Source organism: Bradyrhizobium manausense (genome assembly GCF_018129685.1).
Lineage (GTDB): Bacteria > Pseudomonadota > Alphaproteobacteria > Rhizobiales > Xanthobacteraceae > Bradyrhizobium > Bradyrhizobium manausense_D.
This window is the reverse complement of the sequence record NZ_JAFCLG010000010.1, coordinates 32,827-48,319: the sequence shown is the minus strand read 5'-3', so window position 1 is coordinate 48,319 and position 15,493 is coordinate 32,827. Positions and strand designations below refer to the sequence as shown.

Here is a 15,493-nt window from a genome sequence, read left to right as displayed (position 1 = left end):
CCGCCTATGCCGCCCCGATCAGAATGCCGACCGCCAGCACGATCGCGCCGCCGAGCACGATCTGGAACACGGCCTGCAGGAACGGCGTATCCATGTAGCGCGCACGGATGAAGGCGATCGCCCAGAGCTCGAAGAACACGACGATGCCGGCGATGGCGGTCGCGATCCAGAATGCGTTGGCCCAGCTGTCGGGCACGAGATAGGGCATGGTGTGGCCGAGCCCGCCGAGCGTCGTCATCGCGCCGCAGGTGAGGCCGCGGAGCCATGGCGAGCCGCGCCCTGTGAGCGAGCCGTCGTCCGACAGCGCTTCCGCAAAGCCCATGCTGATGCCGGCGCCGATCGAGGCGGCAAGGCCGACCAGGAATGTCTGCCAGTTCTGGTGCGTGGCGAAGGCCGCTGCGAACAGCGGCGCCAGCGTCGAGACCGAGCCGTCCATCAACCCGGCAAGCCCCGGCTGGACATATTGCAGTACGAACATGCGGCGGTTGGTTCGGTCTTCTTCCGCGCGCACGTCGGAGCTCAGGATGCGGTCGGTCAGCTTTGCTGCGGTCTCTTCATGGTTCTTCTCGGCCTCGGCGAGGTCGCCGAGCAGGCGGCGCACACCGACGTCCTGGGCGTGTTCGGCGGCCTTCACGTAAAAGCGCTCGGCCTGCATTTCCATGGTCTCGACCTCCCTGCGGATGGTGTCGAGCGGCAGGTTCTTGGTGAGCCAGACCGGGCGGCGCTTCAGGAACCCCTTGACGTCCTCGCGGCGGATCGGCGGCAAGTGCTGGCCGAAGCGCTGCTCGTACATCTCCAGCAGCATGTGGCGATGGCTGCGCTCCTCCTCGGCCATCTGCTCGAAGATCTTGGCCGAATCCGGATAGCGCTCCTTGAGGTCCTCGGCGAAGGTCATGTAGATGCGGCTGTCCTCCTCTTCCGAGGAAATCGCGACCGCAAGCACCTCGCGCTCGGTCAAATCGGCAAAGTTCTTCACGGATGGCCCTGCTTATCAATTTAGAATGGTTCTAAAACGATATAGGCAGTAAATCGTTCAGGGTCAATTCACGGGAAAGGTCGATCCCTTTTCCGGATCGTTGTGCGAAGACGGATCCGAGCCCGCGTGTGCCGTGTTGCTTCGGGTTCGCATCAGTGAGTGATGGGTGAGCAATGGACAAGGTCAAATACCGGCTGAACGATCCGCGGCTGGCGCCTCGGCGCACCAAGCTTGAAATTCCCGGCTGGGCCGGCAAGCGCGAGCCGCGAGCGGACGGTTCGCAAGAGCAGGTCTGGCATTGCGTGCCGTTTTCGGAAGGCGCCCAGTACGGCATCGAGCTGTTTTACCCCTATGATTTCGAGCTTCATGTCACGACCAGGGACGGCCGTCTGGTCCTCGAGGCCGATTGGGGTGAGCCGCCGCCAGGCGGTGCGGAATGGCCGCCATTTCGGCGGTTCGGCGACAACTTCTACACCTATCAGATCCTGCTCGACCTCAAGGTCGCGAAAGGCATGGCTGTCCGCACCGAGCCGCATCCGCGCTTCTACACGGATCGAACGGATACGGTGCCGGTTGCCGTGCCTGCGCTGATCCGCAATTGGTGGCCGATGATGTTCTTTTGCGTCTTCAAGGCGCCGGCCGAGGGGCGTACTCACATCTTCCGGCCGAACGAGCCGTTCGCGCAAATCATCGTGATTCCCGAGGAAGCCGTTTTCGAACTCGAGCCGATGGGCGAAGAGGAAGCGGCCGAGCGGGAGCTGCAGGCCCGGCGAATTTACAATAGCCGGCAGAAGCTCGCTGCCGGCACCGAGTGGACATCCTCGACCGACACCGTGTTCGACGGCACCTACCGGCATCTGCACCGCGCAGCGAAAGACAAGGCGCGAAACGAATAGGCGGATCGCTCTTTCTGGCCCGCGGCCCAAAGCTTTTCGCGCCAGCCGTGCGGCTGGCGGGACGGCTGAATGATGTCCTGTTTTTCCTGGCCTGTGCCGCCGACCAAACGCAAACAGGACCCGAAGGTCCTGTTCCGTCTCGTCGTGACTGCGCGACTTAGTAGTCGCGACGATAGAAGCTGTGGTGATGATGGTGGTGGTGGTGATGGTGGTGATACCGCCGGTACCGCGGAACGACCACGACCGGTGCATCGTAATAGCGATAGCGGGGATAGAAGGCGTGGTGATGATGATGATGATGGTGGTGATGATGGTGGTAGAACTGGGCGAGCTGAACGTCGGAATCGGCCTTCGGCGGCGCCGATTCATCGATAGCCTGCAGCAGGGCGCCGGCGTTCGGGATCGGCTCGAGCAGCTCGGCATATGAACTCGCTTTGAGCACGTCGTCAGGCGCCGGCGTTGCTTGGGCGGAACCGAATGTACCGAGCGCGGCAACCGCTCCCAGCAATCCAGCGATCTTCTTTTCCATCGTCGTTCTCCTTGGTCGCCGGACGCGACTCCGGTATTCCGCAACATCGGACTTTGCCGAAAGTTCCCTGAACCGCGGATTAATGCTCTTTGACGGGAAGGTGACTGTTTCAGCTTCCCGACGTGCTGCTGCGACGGAGGAAGTCGAGCAGCAGCCGGCTGACCTCGGCGGGTTGCTCCTGCTGGACCCAGTGTCCGGCGCCGTCGACGAGATAGCAGCCGAGCATCTTCGTGCAGCCTTGCCCTTGCATCGCCTCGAACGTGCCAGGGCGCTGATAAGTGCCCCAATCCTGCTTGCCCGAGATGAAGCAGGAGGGCACGTCGATGCTGCGCCCTGCAAACAGCTGCATCTCGCGGTTCAGCATGCCCGTCGTTCCGTAGCGGTACCATTGCAAGCCGCCCTGGAAACCGGTGCGGCTGTATTCGGCGCTGTAAAAGGCGAGCTCGCTGTCCGGCAGCCAGTGGTTCGCCGCGATCGCAGCGGCCGAGGGCATCTCCTTCGCAACCGTCTCGGCCATCGTCTCGCCGAGGTCCATCACGTAATAGGTCGGCAGCTTTGCGAGCTCGTTCGCCGACCACGATTTGAGCGGATACGGCTTGTTGTCGATCCAGTCTGCACTCTTGTGGTGATAATAAGCGCGCAGGAAATCGTGCACGCCTTGCGGTGCGTGCAGCATGTCCGCATTGGCTGGGCGTGTCGCATAGTACCATTGATAGTGGATCCGCGGACGCGGCAGCGCGGCGAGCTCACGATGGACAGGGTCGTCGGCCACAGGCTTTACAGGCGCATCGGCTGTGCCAAAGGGCAGCGGCGGCGCCCCGCCGAACGGCGCGCTCATCAATGCCACCGAGCGAAACACATCGGGACGGATCAGCGCGCACCAGGCCGCGACCGGGCTGCCGAAATCATGTCCGGCGAGATCGACCTGCTTGTAGCCGAACGCCGACACCAGGCCGAGCGCATCGCGCACCAGGTTGAGCAGTGAAAACGGCGTGAGATCGCCGTCATAATCCGCAGTCCACCCGGTGGTGCGGCCATAGCCGCGCTGGTCGGGCGCGAGCACGTGATAGCCGGCAGCCGCGAGCGCCGGCATCACCTTGCGCCAGGAGAAGGCGAGCTCGGGAAAGCCGTGCAGCAGCAGGATGCACGGACGCCCCCTGGTCTCGAAGCCGGCTTCGAGCACGTGCATGCGGAGGCCATTGATGCCGTCGACATAGCGCGAGCGGATACCGGCGGGGAGCGGGATGTCGGGGAGTGCAGTCATGGATGCTTCCTCGTCATGGCCGGGCTTGTCCCGGCCATCCACGTCTTTTTGTTGCCATTGATTGTAAGAACGTGGATGCCCGGGACAAGCCCGGGCATGACGGATGTCCTACTCCGCGACGCACACGAACGCGTTGCCCTTGCGCTTGATCTTCCCCACCGACGGCGAGGGGAAATGCGCGGTGCAGCACAGCGTGTCGGTGTCGCAATAGCGCTCCAGGAAATTCCTGCGCGTGGTGGCCGCCTTCGCCGGATCGACATCGAACTTGATCGAGAGCTCCGGATAGAGCGTCTGCAGCGGCGAGTGCATGAGGTCGCCGGAGAACACGGCGTCATCCTTGCCGCGCCCCATTGCGATGGCGATATGGCCCGGGGTATGGCCCGGCGTCGGGACGATGCGGACGTGATCGCCGATCTGGTGATCGTTGCTGACGAGTTCATGGCGTTTCGCCTCGACCACCGGCAGCACGCTGTCGACGAAAGGCGGAATTTCCGTCTTGGCATTTTCCGCGACCCAGTGGTCGTACTCCTGTTTGGCGAAGACATAGCGTGCCCTGGGGAAGGTCGGGACCCAGCGGCCATTCTCCAGCCGCGTGTTCCAGCCGACGTGATCGACATGCAGATGCGTGCACATCACGAAGTCGATGTCGTCAACCGAGACGCCGGCCTGATTGAGCGCGCGCAGATAGGTGTCGTCGGTCTTCATGTTCCATTTCGGCCGATTGGGACGCGGCTTGTCGTTGCCGATGCAGCTGTCGATCAGGATGGTATGGTGCGGCGTCTTCACCACATAGGACTGGAAGGCCAGCATCAACACGTCCTGATCGTCCAGCGCCCTGGCCTGCCGCATCCAGTCGCGGTTTTCCGCCAGCACTTCGGCTGTCAACCCCGGCAGCATGTCGAGCGCCGGGACGAACGAGGTTTCCTGCTCGATGACGCGATGGATGGTGAGATCGCCGACCGAGTATTTCAGGCTCATGCTCGCTTCCTTTGCGATCAGTGCGCGTCGCGCACGGATGGAATGACGATATTGGAGAGGATGTCGATTGCGGCGACGCCTTCCTTGGGCTGGCCGTACTGCGCGGCGGTGGTCATCATGACGAGATCGCGCTCGGGCACGATGAAGATGCGCTGGCCGCCCCAGCCGAAGGCGGCAACCCATTTGATCTCCTCGTCACCGGCCAGCGAGCGGCCCATCCACCATTGATAGCCATAGAACTGCGAGCTGCCGAACAAGCCGATGGCCTGGAAGCGCGGCGTGATCGATTGTGCGATCCAATCGGCCGAGACGATTTGCCGGCCGTTCCACTGGCCGCGATTGAGCACGAGCTGGCCGATCTTGGCCGCGTCGCGTGGCCGCAAACGCAGGCCCGAGGCGGCTGCGATCTTGCCGTTTTTGTAGTTCTTCCATTCGACATCGGTGATGCCGAGCGGCTGGAACAGCGCCTCGCGCGCGAACGTCTCCAGCGATTTCTTCGAGACTTGCTCGATGATGTTGCCGAGCAACTCCGTGCCGCCGCCATTGTAGGTCCACAGCGTATCCGGCGGTGCCGCGATCGGTCGCGACAACACATAGCCGAGCGGGTCGGGCTCGGTGACGAGATGCGGCTCGTCGTTCTCAGGATCGGTCCAGGCCCGCGCCTCGTCCCATTTCATGCCTGACGACATCGTCAGCAGATGGCGCAGCGTGATGGCTTCCCATCCCGGTTGCTTCTCGGCGGCGTAGCCCGAGAAAAACTTCAGAACGGGCTCATCGACGCCCGCGATGAGCTTGCGGTCGACGGCAATTCCTGTCAGCAGCGAGGTCACGCTCTTGGACACCGAGCGCATGTCGTGCCTGGTCGTCGCGGTGAAGTCGTATTGGCCGTCGGGTTGTCCCCAGGGGTCGTCGTAGCCGGGAAAATATCGCTCGAAGACGAGCTTGCCATGCCTGATGACGACGACCGAATGAATCGACGTTGCCCGCTGCGCGAGCCGCGCGGCGATGGCGCAAAGCTTCGCACCATCCATGCCGACGCTGTCGGGCGAGGCGATCTCCCAGCCATCGTCGATGGATGATGGCGATCCGCAGGCCTGATTGGTCTGTCCAGGCGGCACGCCCTCGGCCCGTACATGAGTGGCTGAAAGGGAAAGCGCGAGCACGAGGCCCGCGCCGAGAACCGTGAGCCGGGAGAAACGGTCGTTCATCGTCCCTCTCCCCGCCGTCCCGCCTTACGCCGCCGGCGGCACCGAGATCTTCACGGACGGCCGCTCCAGCATCTTCTGGTAGAACGCGTCGAGTTTCGGATAGGCCTTGCGCCAGCCGCAATCGGCGAAGCGGAAGTCGGCATAGCCGAGCACGCAAACAAGGCCGATCTGAGAGATGTCGAAAGGGCCGTTCAGCACCTCAGGCATGTTCTCGAAGCGCGCCATGCCGGTCCAGGCCCGGTTCCAGTGATCGTCCGACCACGCCTGCCACTGCAGGCCCTGCGGCCGCACCATCTTCTCGTAGCGGCACAGCAGCATGGAATCGAGCATGCCGTTGATGAGCGAGTGATTGGTCTTGGCCTTCCAGCGCCGCGGACCATAGTCCGGGATCAGGCTGCCGGCCGCCATCTCGTTGAGATATTCGACGATGACGTAGGAATCCAGGATGACGTCGCCGTCATCGGTGATCAGCACCGGCAGCTTCTTCAGCGGCGTGATCTTCGAGTAATCCTCGTTGACCGTGCCCGGCGCGACGGTCGCCGGTGTGAATTCGATCTTGTCGATCAGCCCGAGTTCGATCGCGGCGATGCGCACCTTGCGGGCGAAGGGCGAGGCCTGGGAGAAGGAAAGTTTCATGGCAACGATTTCCTGCGGTCAGTCTAATGCGGACAGTGTCTCCTCCGTCATGGCCGGGCTTGTCCCGGCCATCCACGCGCTTCCGCGTGGTTAGACTGTGAGACGTGGATGCCCGGGACAAGCCCGGGCATGACGGGTGGGTGAGAGCGTCGCAGCTTACGCCGCGACGATCTCCTGCCGCTGCTCGCCGAGCCCTTCGATGCCGAGCGTCACGACGTCGCCGACATTGAGGAAGGTCGGCGGCTTCATGCCGAGGCCGACGCCGGGCGGGGTGCCTGTCGTGATGATGTCGCCCGGCAGCAGCGTCATGAACTGCGAGACATAGGAGATGCACTTGGCCATCGAGAAGATCATGGTCTTGGTCGAGCCGGTCTGGCGGCGTTGACCGTTGACGTCGAGCCACATCGACAGGTTCTGCACGTCCTTGATCTCGTCCTTGGTGGCGAGCCAGGGGCCGACCGGGCCGAACGTGTCGTGCGACTTGCCCTTGGTCCACTGACCCAGGCGCTCGGTCTGGAAGTTGCGCTCGGAGACGTCGTTGCAGACGCAGTAGCCGGCGACATGGTTCAGCGCATCGGCCTCCGAGATGTATTTTGCGCGGGTGCCGATGATCGCGGCGATCTCGACCTCCCAGTCGAGCTTGGTCGAGCCGCGTGGCTTCTCGACATTGTCGTTCGGGCCGCACAGCGAGGTGTTGGCCTTCATGAAGATGATCGGCTCGGTCGGAATGGCGGCGCCGGTCTCCTTGGCGTGGTCGCTGTAGTTGAGGCCGATTGCGACGAATTTCGAGATGCCGGTGACGGGCGCGCCGAAGCGCGGCTTGCCGGACACGGCGGGCAGCGAGGCGGGATCAAGCGCCGCCAGCTTGTTCAGGCTTTCAGGCGAATAGGCCTCGCCGGTGAGGTCCTTCACATGCGCTGACAGGTCGCGCAACTGGCCGGATTTGTCGATCAGGCCGGGCTTTTCCGCACCCTTTTCGCCGTAACGAACTAGCTTCATTCTCGCTTCTCCCTTGGGATGGACTGATCGGTTAAACAGCTTCATGGAACAGGGCGGTGGGAAATTCAACCGCTCAGAATGAAGCGCATTGCAGCCCTTCTTTTGTAGGGTGGGTTAGCCGAAGGCGTAACCCACCCCTGTTTGTCTCCGCGGAGCCGGAAGAGGTGGGTTACGCCCCGCGGTTTGCGCTTCGCGCAATCCGCAGAGCTAACCCCCTACGGAGCTACGATGGCAGCGCCACAAACCGGAACGCATCGCCCTCGCGGCGGATATGCCCGGCCGAGAAATGCCCGCCGATCACCAGTGTCGGCGTATCGGCAAACCGGCCGAACAGCGCTGCCCGCGTGACGGCGGACTGCGCCTGGTCGGAATCCGCGGTGGAGGACCAGGCAAGATGCGCCATCTGGCAGGGATGGTGGGCGACGTCGCCGGTCAAAAGCCCCTGCTCGCCATCGGACTGGATCAAAATGCTCACATGCCCGGGGCTGTGGCCTGGCGTCGGGATCATGCTGATCTCGTCCGAGAGCCGGTGGTCGCTCGGGATCAGATCGGCGCGGTCGGCATCGACGATCGGTTTCACGGAATCGTTAAACACGGCCTGCATGTCCGGCTCCGACGAATGGTCGCGCCAATGCTCGTATTCGGCGCGGCCGAACACGTAACGTGCCCTAGGGAAGGCCGGCACCCATTTGCCGCCGACAAGCTTCGTATTCCAGCCGACATGGTCGACGTGAAGATGCGTGCACAGCACGGTGTCGATGCTCTCAGGGGGAAAGCCGGCGGCGGCCATCATCTCCAGGAATGGCGTGTTGCGGTTATTCCAGGTCGGGACGTTGCGGCCCTGCTTGTCGTTGCCGAGCCCGGTGTCGACCACGATCCGGCGCGACGGCGTCTCCAGCACCAGCGAATGGATCGACATTTTCAGCCGGCCTTCCTCGGTGGCGAAATGCGGGATCAGCCAGGGCAGCTTCTGGATTTCGTCGTTGCTTGCCAACGGTAGGATGAAGCGGGTCGAGCCGACCGTCTCCATTTCCACGACCTTGGTGATCTTGACCTTGCCGACCTTCCAATGCATCGGGCGTGCCCCCATTTTCTTTGCTTGGCGGCGAAAGATGCGCATTTTCCGCCGCGAAGCGCAATGGATCATCTGTCGTGATGTTGCGTTATTGGAAAGATTTGGAACCAGCCACGACGAGCAGGGGGAGCCATGCCAGAGCTTGCGATTTCCGCCGACAAGGTCGCCTTCATCATCGAAAAGGCGCGCGAATTCGACGTCAAGGAGGCTGCCTCCGATCCGGATTCCGGCTCCAATCCGTCCGATGACGACGAGATCGACGTGCTCGAGGACACGACGTCCGATCCGGTCGCAGCCGAGCTCGCGGGCTTCATTGGCGCGCTGAACGAGGACGAGCAGCTCGATCTGGTCACGCTGATGTGGCTCGGACGCGGGGATGGCGATGCGGACGAGTGGGACGATCTGCGCGAGCGCGCCGTCGAGGCGCGTGCCGAATACAAGGCGCCCAGGCGCGAGACCGTGCAATATCTGCTGGGCGAGCCGATGCTGGGCGATCTCCTGGCCGACGGCATGGACGAGCTCGGCATCGACTGGAACGACGAGCGGACGACGCCCGTCCCCTAATTTTTACCGCGCGCAGTCGACGATCACGGTGCCGAGCTTGTCGCCTTTCTCGACGGCGAGATGCGCCTGCGCTGTCTCGGACAACGCGAACTGTGCCGCGACGTTGTGAAGGCGTTCTCCCGCCGCGAGCCATTTCGAAATATCGGCCTGCGCCGCCGCAAGCAGCGCAGGCGGCAGCGCGAACAGCACCAGCGCACGAACCGCGATGCACTTCTCCATCAGCTCACGCATTGGTAGCGTCGGCGTGCGGTTGCCGTTGGTGGCGTAAACCGCGATGGTCGAATTCATCGCCATCAGCTTCAGCGTGGTCGCGATATTGCCGCCGAAATCGACATCGACCACGCGGTCGACACCGCGCCCGCCGGTGAAAGCCATCGCCTTGGCGACGACGTCTTCATCCCTGTAATTGACCACGAGATCGGCGCCCGCGCGCCGTGCCTGTTCGCCCTTCATCGCCGAACTGACCGTGGCGATCACCTGCGCGCCGCCCCATTTGGCGAGCTGCACGGCGTAATGACCGACTGCACCGGCGCCGCCGGTGACGAGCACGGTCTTGCCCACGACAGGCCCGTCCGCAAACAGCGAGCACCACGCCGTCATTGCGGGGATGCCGAGCGTTGCGCCTTCCGCGAAAGAGAGGTTGGCCGGCAGCGGCGTCACCAGCCGTTCGGCGAGCGCGATATATTCGGCAGCCGTGCCGAAGGCGCGGCCGTTGCGCTGGCCGTTGAACAGCCAGACGCGGTCGCCGGCCTTGAACCGCGCCACGCCGTCGCCGACTTGGTCGACAATTCCTGCGCCGTCGCTGTTCGGAATGACGCGCGGATAGTCCATCGCGCGATAGCTGCCGCCGCGCCGGCCGACATCGGCCGGGTTGACGCCGGAGGCCTCCAGCCGGATGCGAACTTCGCCCGGGCCCGCGACCGGCGTCGCCATCTCGCCAAAGGTGAGAACCTCGACAGCCGGTCCCGTTTGTTCGTACCAGACCGCTTTCATCTGGCCTACTCTCCGAGTTGAGGTTGTTGGCAGGTAGGTGCGGCATCGGTGATCACCTCTCCCTTGGGAGAGGTCGGCGCGTGGCGCCGGGTGAGGGGTTACGGTATCAATTGGGGCAGCACCCCCTCACCCGATTTGCTGGCGCAAATCGACCTCTCCCCGCTGGGGAGAGGTCGAAGAATGATCAGCTTTCACAGCGTTCCCGGGAACGCACCGCCGTCGAGCAGGATGTTCTGGCCGGTGATGAAGCCGGCCTTGGCACCGCACAGGAAGGCGCAGGCATAGCCGAACTCGTCGGGCTGGCCGAAGCGGCCGGCGGGATTGAGCTTGGCGCGCTCGGCCAGGATCGCTTCCGGCGTCGTGCCGCGCTTGTCGGCTTCCGCCTTCGCGGTGCCGGTCAGGCGGTCGGTCTCGAACGGGCCGGGCAGCAGGCCGTTGATGGTGACGTTGTTGATCACGGTCTTGCGCGACAGGCCGGCGATGAAGCCGGTGAGGCCGGCACGCGCGCCGTTTGAGAGGCCGAGAATGTCGATCGGCGCCTTCACCGCGGCCGAGGTGATGTTGACGATGCGGCCGAACTTGCGCGCCATCATGCCGTCGACGGTCGACTTGATCAGCTCGATCGGGGTGAGCATGTTGGCGTCGATCGCCTTGATCCAGTCGTCGCGCGTCCAGTTGCGGAAATCACCGGGGGGCGGACCGCCGGCATTGTTGATCAGGATATCAGGCTCGGGGCAGGCCTTCAGCACGGCCTCGCGCCCGGCGGGCGTGGTGATGTCGCCGACGATCTCGGTGACCTTCACGGAAGGATAGGCCTTGCGGATGTCGTCGGCCGTCTTCTTCAGCGCCTCGGCGCCGCGCGCGGTCAGCGTGACGTCGACGCCGGCTTCGGCCAGCGAGAAGGCGCAAGCGCGCCCCAGGCCCTTGCTGGATGCGCAGACGATGGCGCGGCGACCTTTGATCCCAAGATCCACAGTTTCACTCCCGAAAATGGCAGGCAGGTTTTTGAACGGGGCGCACTCTAGCCAAACCCGGCGGTCCTGATAAGGGAGGGACCCGCGTCAAAATGCATGGCGCGCCCGCGCGGCGATGCAAATGTGGGGGCATGATCCGGAAAAGTGTGCTGCGGTTCTCCGAAAAGATCATGCCCAAACAATAGAAAACAGCGCGATCCCATCGCGCTTCAGATGTGCCGCTCCTGCTTGAGGCGGTCGATCGCCTCGGCGGCCTCAGGCGGCAGCGATTTGAAGCCCATCTGCCCGACCATCGAGAACAGCGGCCGCAGATGCGAGCCGGCGAGGAAGGGCGGCTGGCGGTTGGCCGGCACGATCTGGTCGAACACCAGCACCAGCGTGGTCGCGACGAGCCCGACCCTGATGGCGCCGAGCGCGGCACCGCCGAGGCGGTCGCCGATCCCGGCCTCGCGGATCGTGTCGCTCAGCGCCATGCGGCCGAGATATCCGAACAGCATGCCGACGACGATGAAGATGCCGAAGAACCATATCCAGTTTTGAAACTGCGGTGCGTTCGGATTGCCGGCCACCTGCGGCACGATCAGCGGCATCAGCGCCACAGCGATGGGAGCGGCGAGGAGATAGGCCAGAATGGTCATGGCGCTGCCGAGCAGGCCGGTCCTGAAACCGAAGCCGATCGCGATGGCGAGCGCGGCATAGACGGCGAGATCGAAACTGTTCATGTGTGAGGCCCTGCCAATCCAACGAATGAACGGCGAACCGGTCGTTCGGTTTCAGATCGCTAAAATCGTCTGTATCTGGGTCCACAGCCCAGAATTTCACTCATCCATGACTATTCGACGTCAGTAAAGAAACGTCTTCGCGGGGGTTAGTTATGGCGTCCAGTGGAACGCCTCCGTCATCCCGGACAAGCGCGCCCGAAGCGCGCGCAGATCCGGGATCCATAATCACATCGTGTGGTTTGGCGAAGACTCGGAGTGACCGTCTCGGGCCACACTTCTTCCCGTGGCTATGGATCCCGAATCGCGCTCCGCCCTGGACAACGCTACGCGTTGCCAAAGCTGCGCTTGTCCGGGATGACGGCGGAGAATGAGGCGACAGCTTTACACTACCGCATCTCTGCCCTGATCATATCCGCCGCCTTCTCCCCGATCATGATCGTGGGCGCGTTGGTGTTGCCGCCGATCAGCGTCGGCATGATCGAGGCGTCGACGACGCGCAAGCCTTCCACGCCATGCACCTTCAGCTTGGGATCGACCACGGCCATCGCATCGGTGCCCATCTTGCAGGTGCCGATGGGGTGATAGACGGTGTCGACGCGGTTGCGCAGGATGTTGCGGATGTCGTCGTCCGTTCTCACATCGGACGTGAACATGTCCTTCTTCTGCAAGGCGCGCAGCGCTGGCGTCTCCATCAGCCGTCGCGTGGTCTTGAAGCCCGCGACCATCGACTCCAGATCCTCGTCCTCCCCAAGGAAGTTCGGGTCGATCATGGGAGCGGCGAGCGGGTCCGCGCTCTTCAGCCAGACGCTGCCGCGGCTCTTCGGCCTCAGCAGGCAGACATGGCATGAAAAGCCGGCCTCCTTGTGCTTCTTGCGGCCGTGGTCGTCGAGCATCGCGATGACGAAGTGGAGCTGAATGTCGGGCACGTCGAGATCCGGGCGGGTCTTCAGGAAGCCGCCGCACTCGGCGAAATTCGTGGTCATCAGGCCGCGCCGCTCCTTGCGGTAGCGCTGAATGGCGCGGAGCAGGGATGGCAGTCGGCCAAGCGAAGCGTGCACGAAGTGCGGATAATCGGAGGCGTAGACGAACACGAAATCGGGATGGTCCTGCAGATTGCGCCCGACGCCAGGCAGATGATGAGTGACGCCGATACCGTGCTTGCCAAGCGCATCGCCATCGCCGACGCCCGACAGCATCAAGAGCTGCGGCGACTGGAACGCGCCGCCGGCAAGGATCACCTCGCGGCGCACGCGCAGCTGCTTTGTCTGCTTGCCCTGCACATATTCGATACCGACCGCGCGCCCGCCTTTGAACAGGATTTTCGTGGCGTGCGCCCCGGTCTCGACGCGCAGATTGGTGCGCTTGTCCAGGTAGGGATTCACATAGGCGCGCGCCGCACTCCAGCGCTCGCCCTTGTGCTGCGTCACCTGGTAGCTGCCGAGGCCTTCGTGGTCCGCTTCATTGAAGTCGTCGCGGATGCGGAATTGCGCCTCGCGCGCGGCCTGGTGGAAGATGTCATGGATCGGATTGTCCGAGCGCAGCTTGTTGACGTGCAGCGGGCCGCCCTTGCCGTGATATTCGCCGTCGAAATCGCTGTTGTTCTCGGACCGCTTGAAATAGGGCAGCACGTCCGCATACGACCAGCCGGCATTGCCGAGCGAGGCCCAGTGGTCGTAATCCGATTTGTGGCCGCGGATATAGACCATGGCGTTGATCGCCGAGGAGCCGCCGAGGCCCTTGCCGCGCGGTTGATAGCCGATCCGGCCGTTCAATCCCTTCTGCGGCACCGTGTCGAAGGCCCAGTTGGCGGCCTGATATGGCAGAGCGAGCCCGAACGGCGTGGTGATGCGCCAGCTGTCGTTCTTGCCGCCGGCGTCGAGCAGCGCCACCGAGGTCGCCGCGTCTTCCGACAGCCGTCCGGCCACCGCGCAGCCGCCAGAGCCCGCGCCTACGACGATGAAATCGAATGTATCAGTCACTGATGTTTCCCCCTTTTTCTTCTCGTCATTCCGGGGCGCGCGTAGCGCGAACCCGGAATCCATTGATCCGCAGAGTTGGTGGCAAGATGGATTCCGGGCTCGATGCTGCGCATCGCCCCGGAATGACCGCGAGCTACGACATGAACCGCATCATCTTCTCCAGTCGCGCGATGTTGCCGCCATAGGGCGGATAGAGATCGGCGAGGCGATTGAATTTTGAGCGATAGAACACCGGCTTCAGCTTGCTGAACGTCCTGAAGCCCCATTCGCCGTGATAGGCGCCGGTGCCGGAGGCGCCGACGCCGCCCATGGGCTGGTTCACTTGAGCGAAGTGAAACAGGCAGTCATTGATGGTGACGCCGCCGGAGACGGTTCGCGCCAGCACCTCGTCGCGTGCGACGTCGTTCTTGCCGAACCAGTAGAGCGCGAGCGGCCGGTCGCGGCGGTTGATGAAAGCGATGGCCTCAGCCGGTTCGCGATAGCCCAGCACCGGCAGCACGGGGCCAAAAATCTCCTCCTGCATCACCGTCATCGCCTCGGTCGCGCCGACGATCAGCGTCGGCGGGAATTTGCGGTGCGCCTTCCAGTTGGGATCGTCGGCCATCGCCGGCTGCAGGATCTTTGCGCCGTGCTGCACGGCATCCGCGACCAGCGCTTCCAGCCGCGCATAATGGCGGTCGGAAATGACCGAGGTGTAGTCCTTGTTGGCGGGGTCGTTGCCGAACATGCGTCGCATCTGCGCGCGGACCTTCTCGGCGAAGGACTGCATCGAAGGCTCGGGCACCAGCACATAGTCGGGCGCGATGCAGGTCTGCCCGGCATTGAGCAGTTTGCCGTAGGCGATGCGCTCGGCCGCCTCGTCGAGATCCGCCGTCACGTCGACGATCGCCGGCGACTTGCCGCCGAGCTCGAGCGTGACAGGCGTGAGATTCCGCCCCGCCGCTTCGGCGACCAGCCGCCCGACCCGGGTCGAGCCGGTGAAGACGAGATGATCGAACGGCAGGTGTGCGAAGCCCTTTGCGATCTCGTCCTCGACCCCGGTGACGAGCAGCTCACTGGCGTCGAATTTTTGCGCGACGGTCTCTTTCAGGAGCGCGGCAAAGTGCGGCACCAGCTCGCTCGGCTTGATGATGATTCGGTTGCCGGCCGCAATGGCGCCGACCGCCGGCGCGAGCGTCAGCTGCAGCGGATAATTCCAGGGCGCGATGATGCCGACCACGCCGAGCGGCTGCGGGATCAGCCGGTTGCGCGCGGGCAGGAATTGCAGCGCCGTCGCCACGCGCTGCGGCGCCATCCAGGTCTTCAAATGCTTGGACGCATGCCGGATCTCGGAGAACACCAGCATCATCTCGGCGATGGTGGTCTCCACCGCCGAGCGGTGGCCGAAATCGGCCGAGATCGCCTGCCGGAAACGCTCTTCGTTGTTCGCGACCACGGCGCGCAGCCGCGTCAACCGGTCGAGCCGACCGGCGCAATCGGGCGCGGGCTCGGCCCGCGAGCGCGCAACCATGGCCTGGAAGTTGTCCGTGAGCGCGGCCAGCGGGGCGGCCGCCTCGGGGCGGTGTAAAGCGTTGTCCAAGGCAATTCTCCCGACCAGGCGTTTTGCCGCTGTTTTGTTGCCGTACGCTGGCGGTTTGTGGAACTTCTGGCAAGTGTGTGGCAAATCGGCCGGAATCCGGGTCCACAGGCCTGTCACAAAG

At 63.7% G+C, this 15,493-nt stretch carries 15 protein-coding genes; 2 read left to right on the top strand and 13 right to left on the bottom strand.

Features of this window, described 5'->3' with window-relative positions; translation table 11 throughout:
• Positions 1–4: 4 nt before the first annotated feature.
• On the bottom strand, positions 5–976 hold the full coding sequence (mbfA, locus tag JQ621_RS22700) for an iron exporter MbfA (protein ID WP_212236907.1): 972 nt from the start codon (positions 974–976) through the stop codon (positions 5–7).
• Positions 977–1,149: 173 nt separating this feature from the next.
• On the opposite strand from mbfA, the gene JQ621_RS22695 reads away from it, so the two are divergent.
• Positions 1,150–1,872, top strand: coding sequence for a hypothetical protein (locus JQ621_RS22695; protein WP_212236906.1), 723 nt, complete (start codon positions 1,150–1,152; stop codon positions 1,870–1,872).
• A 157-nt stretch (positions 1,873–2,029) separates the two neighbouring features.
• Here JQ621_RS22695 and JQ621_RS22690 read toward each other — a convergent pair whose 3' ends face one another.
• From JQ621_RS22690 to JQ621_RS22660, 7 genes are all read right to left on the bottom strand, one after another.
• Positions 2,030–2,401, bottom strand: coding sequence for a hypothetical protein (locus tag JQ621_RS22690; RefSeq protein ID WP_212236905.1), 372 nt, complete (start codon positions 2,399–2,401; stop codon positions 2,030–2,032).
• Positions 2,402–2,510: 109 nt separating this feature from the next.
• Complete coding sequence (locus JQ621_RS22685) at positions 2,511–3,665, bottom strand: alpha/beta hydrolase (RefSeq protein ID WP_212236904.1); 1,155 nt, start codon at positions 3,663–3,665, stop codon at positions 2,511–2,513.
• 108 nt (positions 3,666–3,773) lie between these two features.
• The gene (locus tag JQ621_RS22680) at positions 3,774–4,643 is read right to left on the bottom strand and encodes an MBL fold metallo-hydrolase (protein ID WP_212236903.1); all 870 of its coding nucleotides are present in this window, start codon (positions 4,641–4,643) and stop codon (positions 3,774–3,776) included.
• A gap of 17 nt (positions 4,644–4,660) precedes the next feature.
• Positions 4,661–5,851: a serine hydrolase domain-containing protein gene (locus JQ621_RS22675; RefSeq protein WP_212236902.1), complete on the bottom strand. Its 1,191-nt coding sequence runs from the start codon at positions 5,849–5,851 to the stop codon at positions 4,661–4,663.
• A gap of 24 nt (positions 5,852–5,875) precedes the next feature.
• Entirely contained in the window at positions 5,876–6,487 is a 612-nt protein-coding gene (locus tag JQ621_RS22670; RefSeq protein ID WP_212236901.1) for a glutathione S-transferase family protein, read from the bottom strand.
• Between the two features lie 156 nt (positions 6,488–6,643).
• Positions 6,644–7,486: a fumarylacetoacetate hydrolase family protein gene (locus JQ621_RS22665; RefSeq protein ID WP_212236900.1), complete on the bottom strand. Its 843-nt coding sequence runs from the start codon at positions 7,484–7,486 to the stop codon at positions 6,644–6,646.
• A gap of 223 nt (positions 7,487–7,709) precedes the next feature.
• Complete coding sequence (locus tag JQ621_RS22660; RefSeq protein ID WP_212236899.1) at positions 7,710–8,561, bottom strand: MBL fold metallo-hydrolase; 852 nt, start codon at positions 8,559–8,561, stop codon at positions 7,710–7,712.
• A 132-nt stretch (positions 8,562–8,693) separates the two neighbouring features.
• On the opposite strand from JQ621_RS22660, the gene JQ621_RS22655 reads away from it, so the two are divergent.
• A complete protein-coding gene (locus JQ621_RS22655) occupies positions 8,694–9,125 on the top strand; it encodes a DUF3775 domain-containing protein (protein ID WP_212236898.1) in 432 nt (143 codons plus the stop codon).
• A 3-nt stretch (positions 9,126–9,128) separates the two neighbouring features.
• On the opposite strand, the gene JQ621_RS22650 is transcribed toward JQ621_RS22655, so the two are convergent.
• The 5 genes from JQ621_RS22650 to JQ621_RS22630 all read right to left on the bottom strand — a co-directional run bounded on the left by JQ621_RS22650 (position 9,129) and on the right by JQ621_RS22630 (position 15,372).
• On the bottom strand, positions 9,129–10,118 hold the full coding sequence (locus JQ621_RS22650) for an NADPH:quinone reductase (protein ID WP_212236897.1): 990 nt from the start codon (positions 10,116–10,118) through the stop codon (positions 9,129–9,131).
• Positions 10,119–10,309: 191 nt separating this feature from the next.
• Entirely contained in the window at positions 10,310–11,092 is a 783-nt protein-coding gene (locus JQ621_RS22645; protein WP_212236896.1) for an SDR family oxidoreductase, read from the bottom strand.
• Positions 11,093–11,301: 209 nt separating this feature from the next.
• Entirely contained in the window at positions 11,302–11,814 is a 513-nt protein-coding gene (locus tag JQ621_RS22640; protein WP_212236895.1) for a CvpA family protein, read from the bottom strand.
• A 386-nt stretch (positions 11,815–12,200) separates the two neighbouring features.
• Entirely contained in the window at positions 12,201–13,793 is a 1,593-nt protein-coding gene (locus tag JQ621_RS22635; RefSeq protein ID WP_212236894.1) for a GMC family oxidoreductase, read from the bottom strand.
• A gap of 133 nt (positions 13,794–13,926) precedes the next feature.
• Positions 13,927–15,372 carry a coniferyl aldehyde dehydrogenase gene (locus tag JQ621_RS22630; protein WP_409334241.1) on the bottom strand — a complete coding sequence of 482 codons (1,446 nt, stop codon included), beginning with the start codon at positions 15,370–15,372 and terminating at the stop codon, positions 13,927–13,929.
• Positions 15,373–15,493 lie beyond the last annotated feature (121 nt).

Bases quoted from the DNA above. Each gene is read 5' to 3' on its own strand.
- JQ621_RS22695 (WP_212236906.1), top strand. From the start codon at position 1,150: ATGGACAAGGTCAAATACCGGCTGAACGATCCGCGGCTGGCGCCTCGG.
- JQ621_RS22690 (WP_212236905.1), bottom strand. From the start codon at position 2,401: ATGGAAAAGAAGATCGCTGGATTGCTGGGAGCGGTTGCCGCGCTCGGT.
- JQ621_RS22685 (WP_212236904.1), bottom strand. From the start codon at position 3,665: ATGACTGCACTCCCCGACATCCCGCTCCCCGCCGGTATCCGCTCGCGC.
- JQ621_RS22680 (WP_212236903.1), bottom strand. From the start codon at position 4,643: ATGAGCCTGAAATACTCGGTCGGCGATCTCACCATCCATCGCGTCATC.
- JQ621_RS22675 (WP_212236902.1), bottom strand. From the start codon at position 5,851: ATGAACGACCGTTTCTCCCGGCTCACGGTTCTCGGCGCGGGCCTCGTG.
- JQ621_RS22670 (WP_212236901.1), bottom strand. From the start codon at position 6,487: ATGAAACTTTCCTTCTCCCAGGCCTCGCCCTTCGCCCGCAAGGTGCGC.
- JQ621_RS22665 (WP_212236900.1), bottom strand. From the start codon at position 7,486: ATGAAGCTAGTTCGTTACGGCGAAAAGGGTGCGGAAAAGCCCGGCCTG.
- JQ621_RS22660 (WP_212236899.1), bottom strand. From the start codon at position 8,561: ATGCATTGGAAGGTCGGCAAGGTCAAGATCACCAAGGTCGTGGAAATG.
- JQ621_RS22655 (WP_212236898.1), top strand. From the start codon at position 8,694: ATGCCAGAGCTTGCGATTTCCGCCGACAAGGTCGCCTTCATCATCGAA.
- JQ621_RS22650 (WP_212236897.1), bottom strand. From the start codon at position 10,118: ATGAAAGCGGTCTGGTACGAACAAACGGGACCGGCTGTCGAGGTTCTC.
- JQ621_RS22640 (WP_212236895.1), bottom strand. From the start codon at position 11,814: ATGAACAGTTTCGATCTCGCCGTCTATGCCGCGCTCGCCATCGCGATC.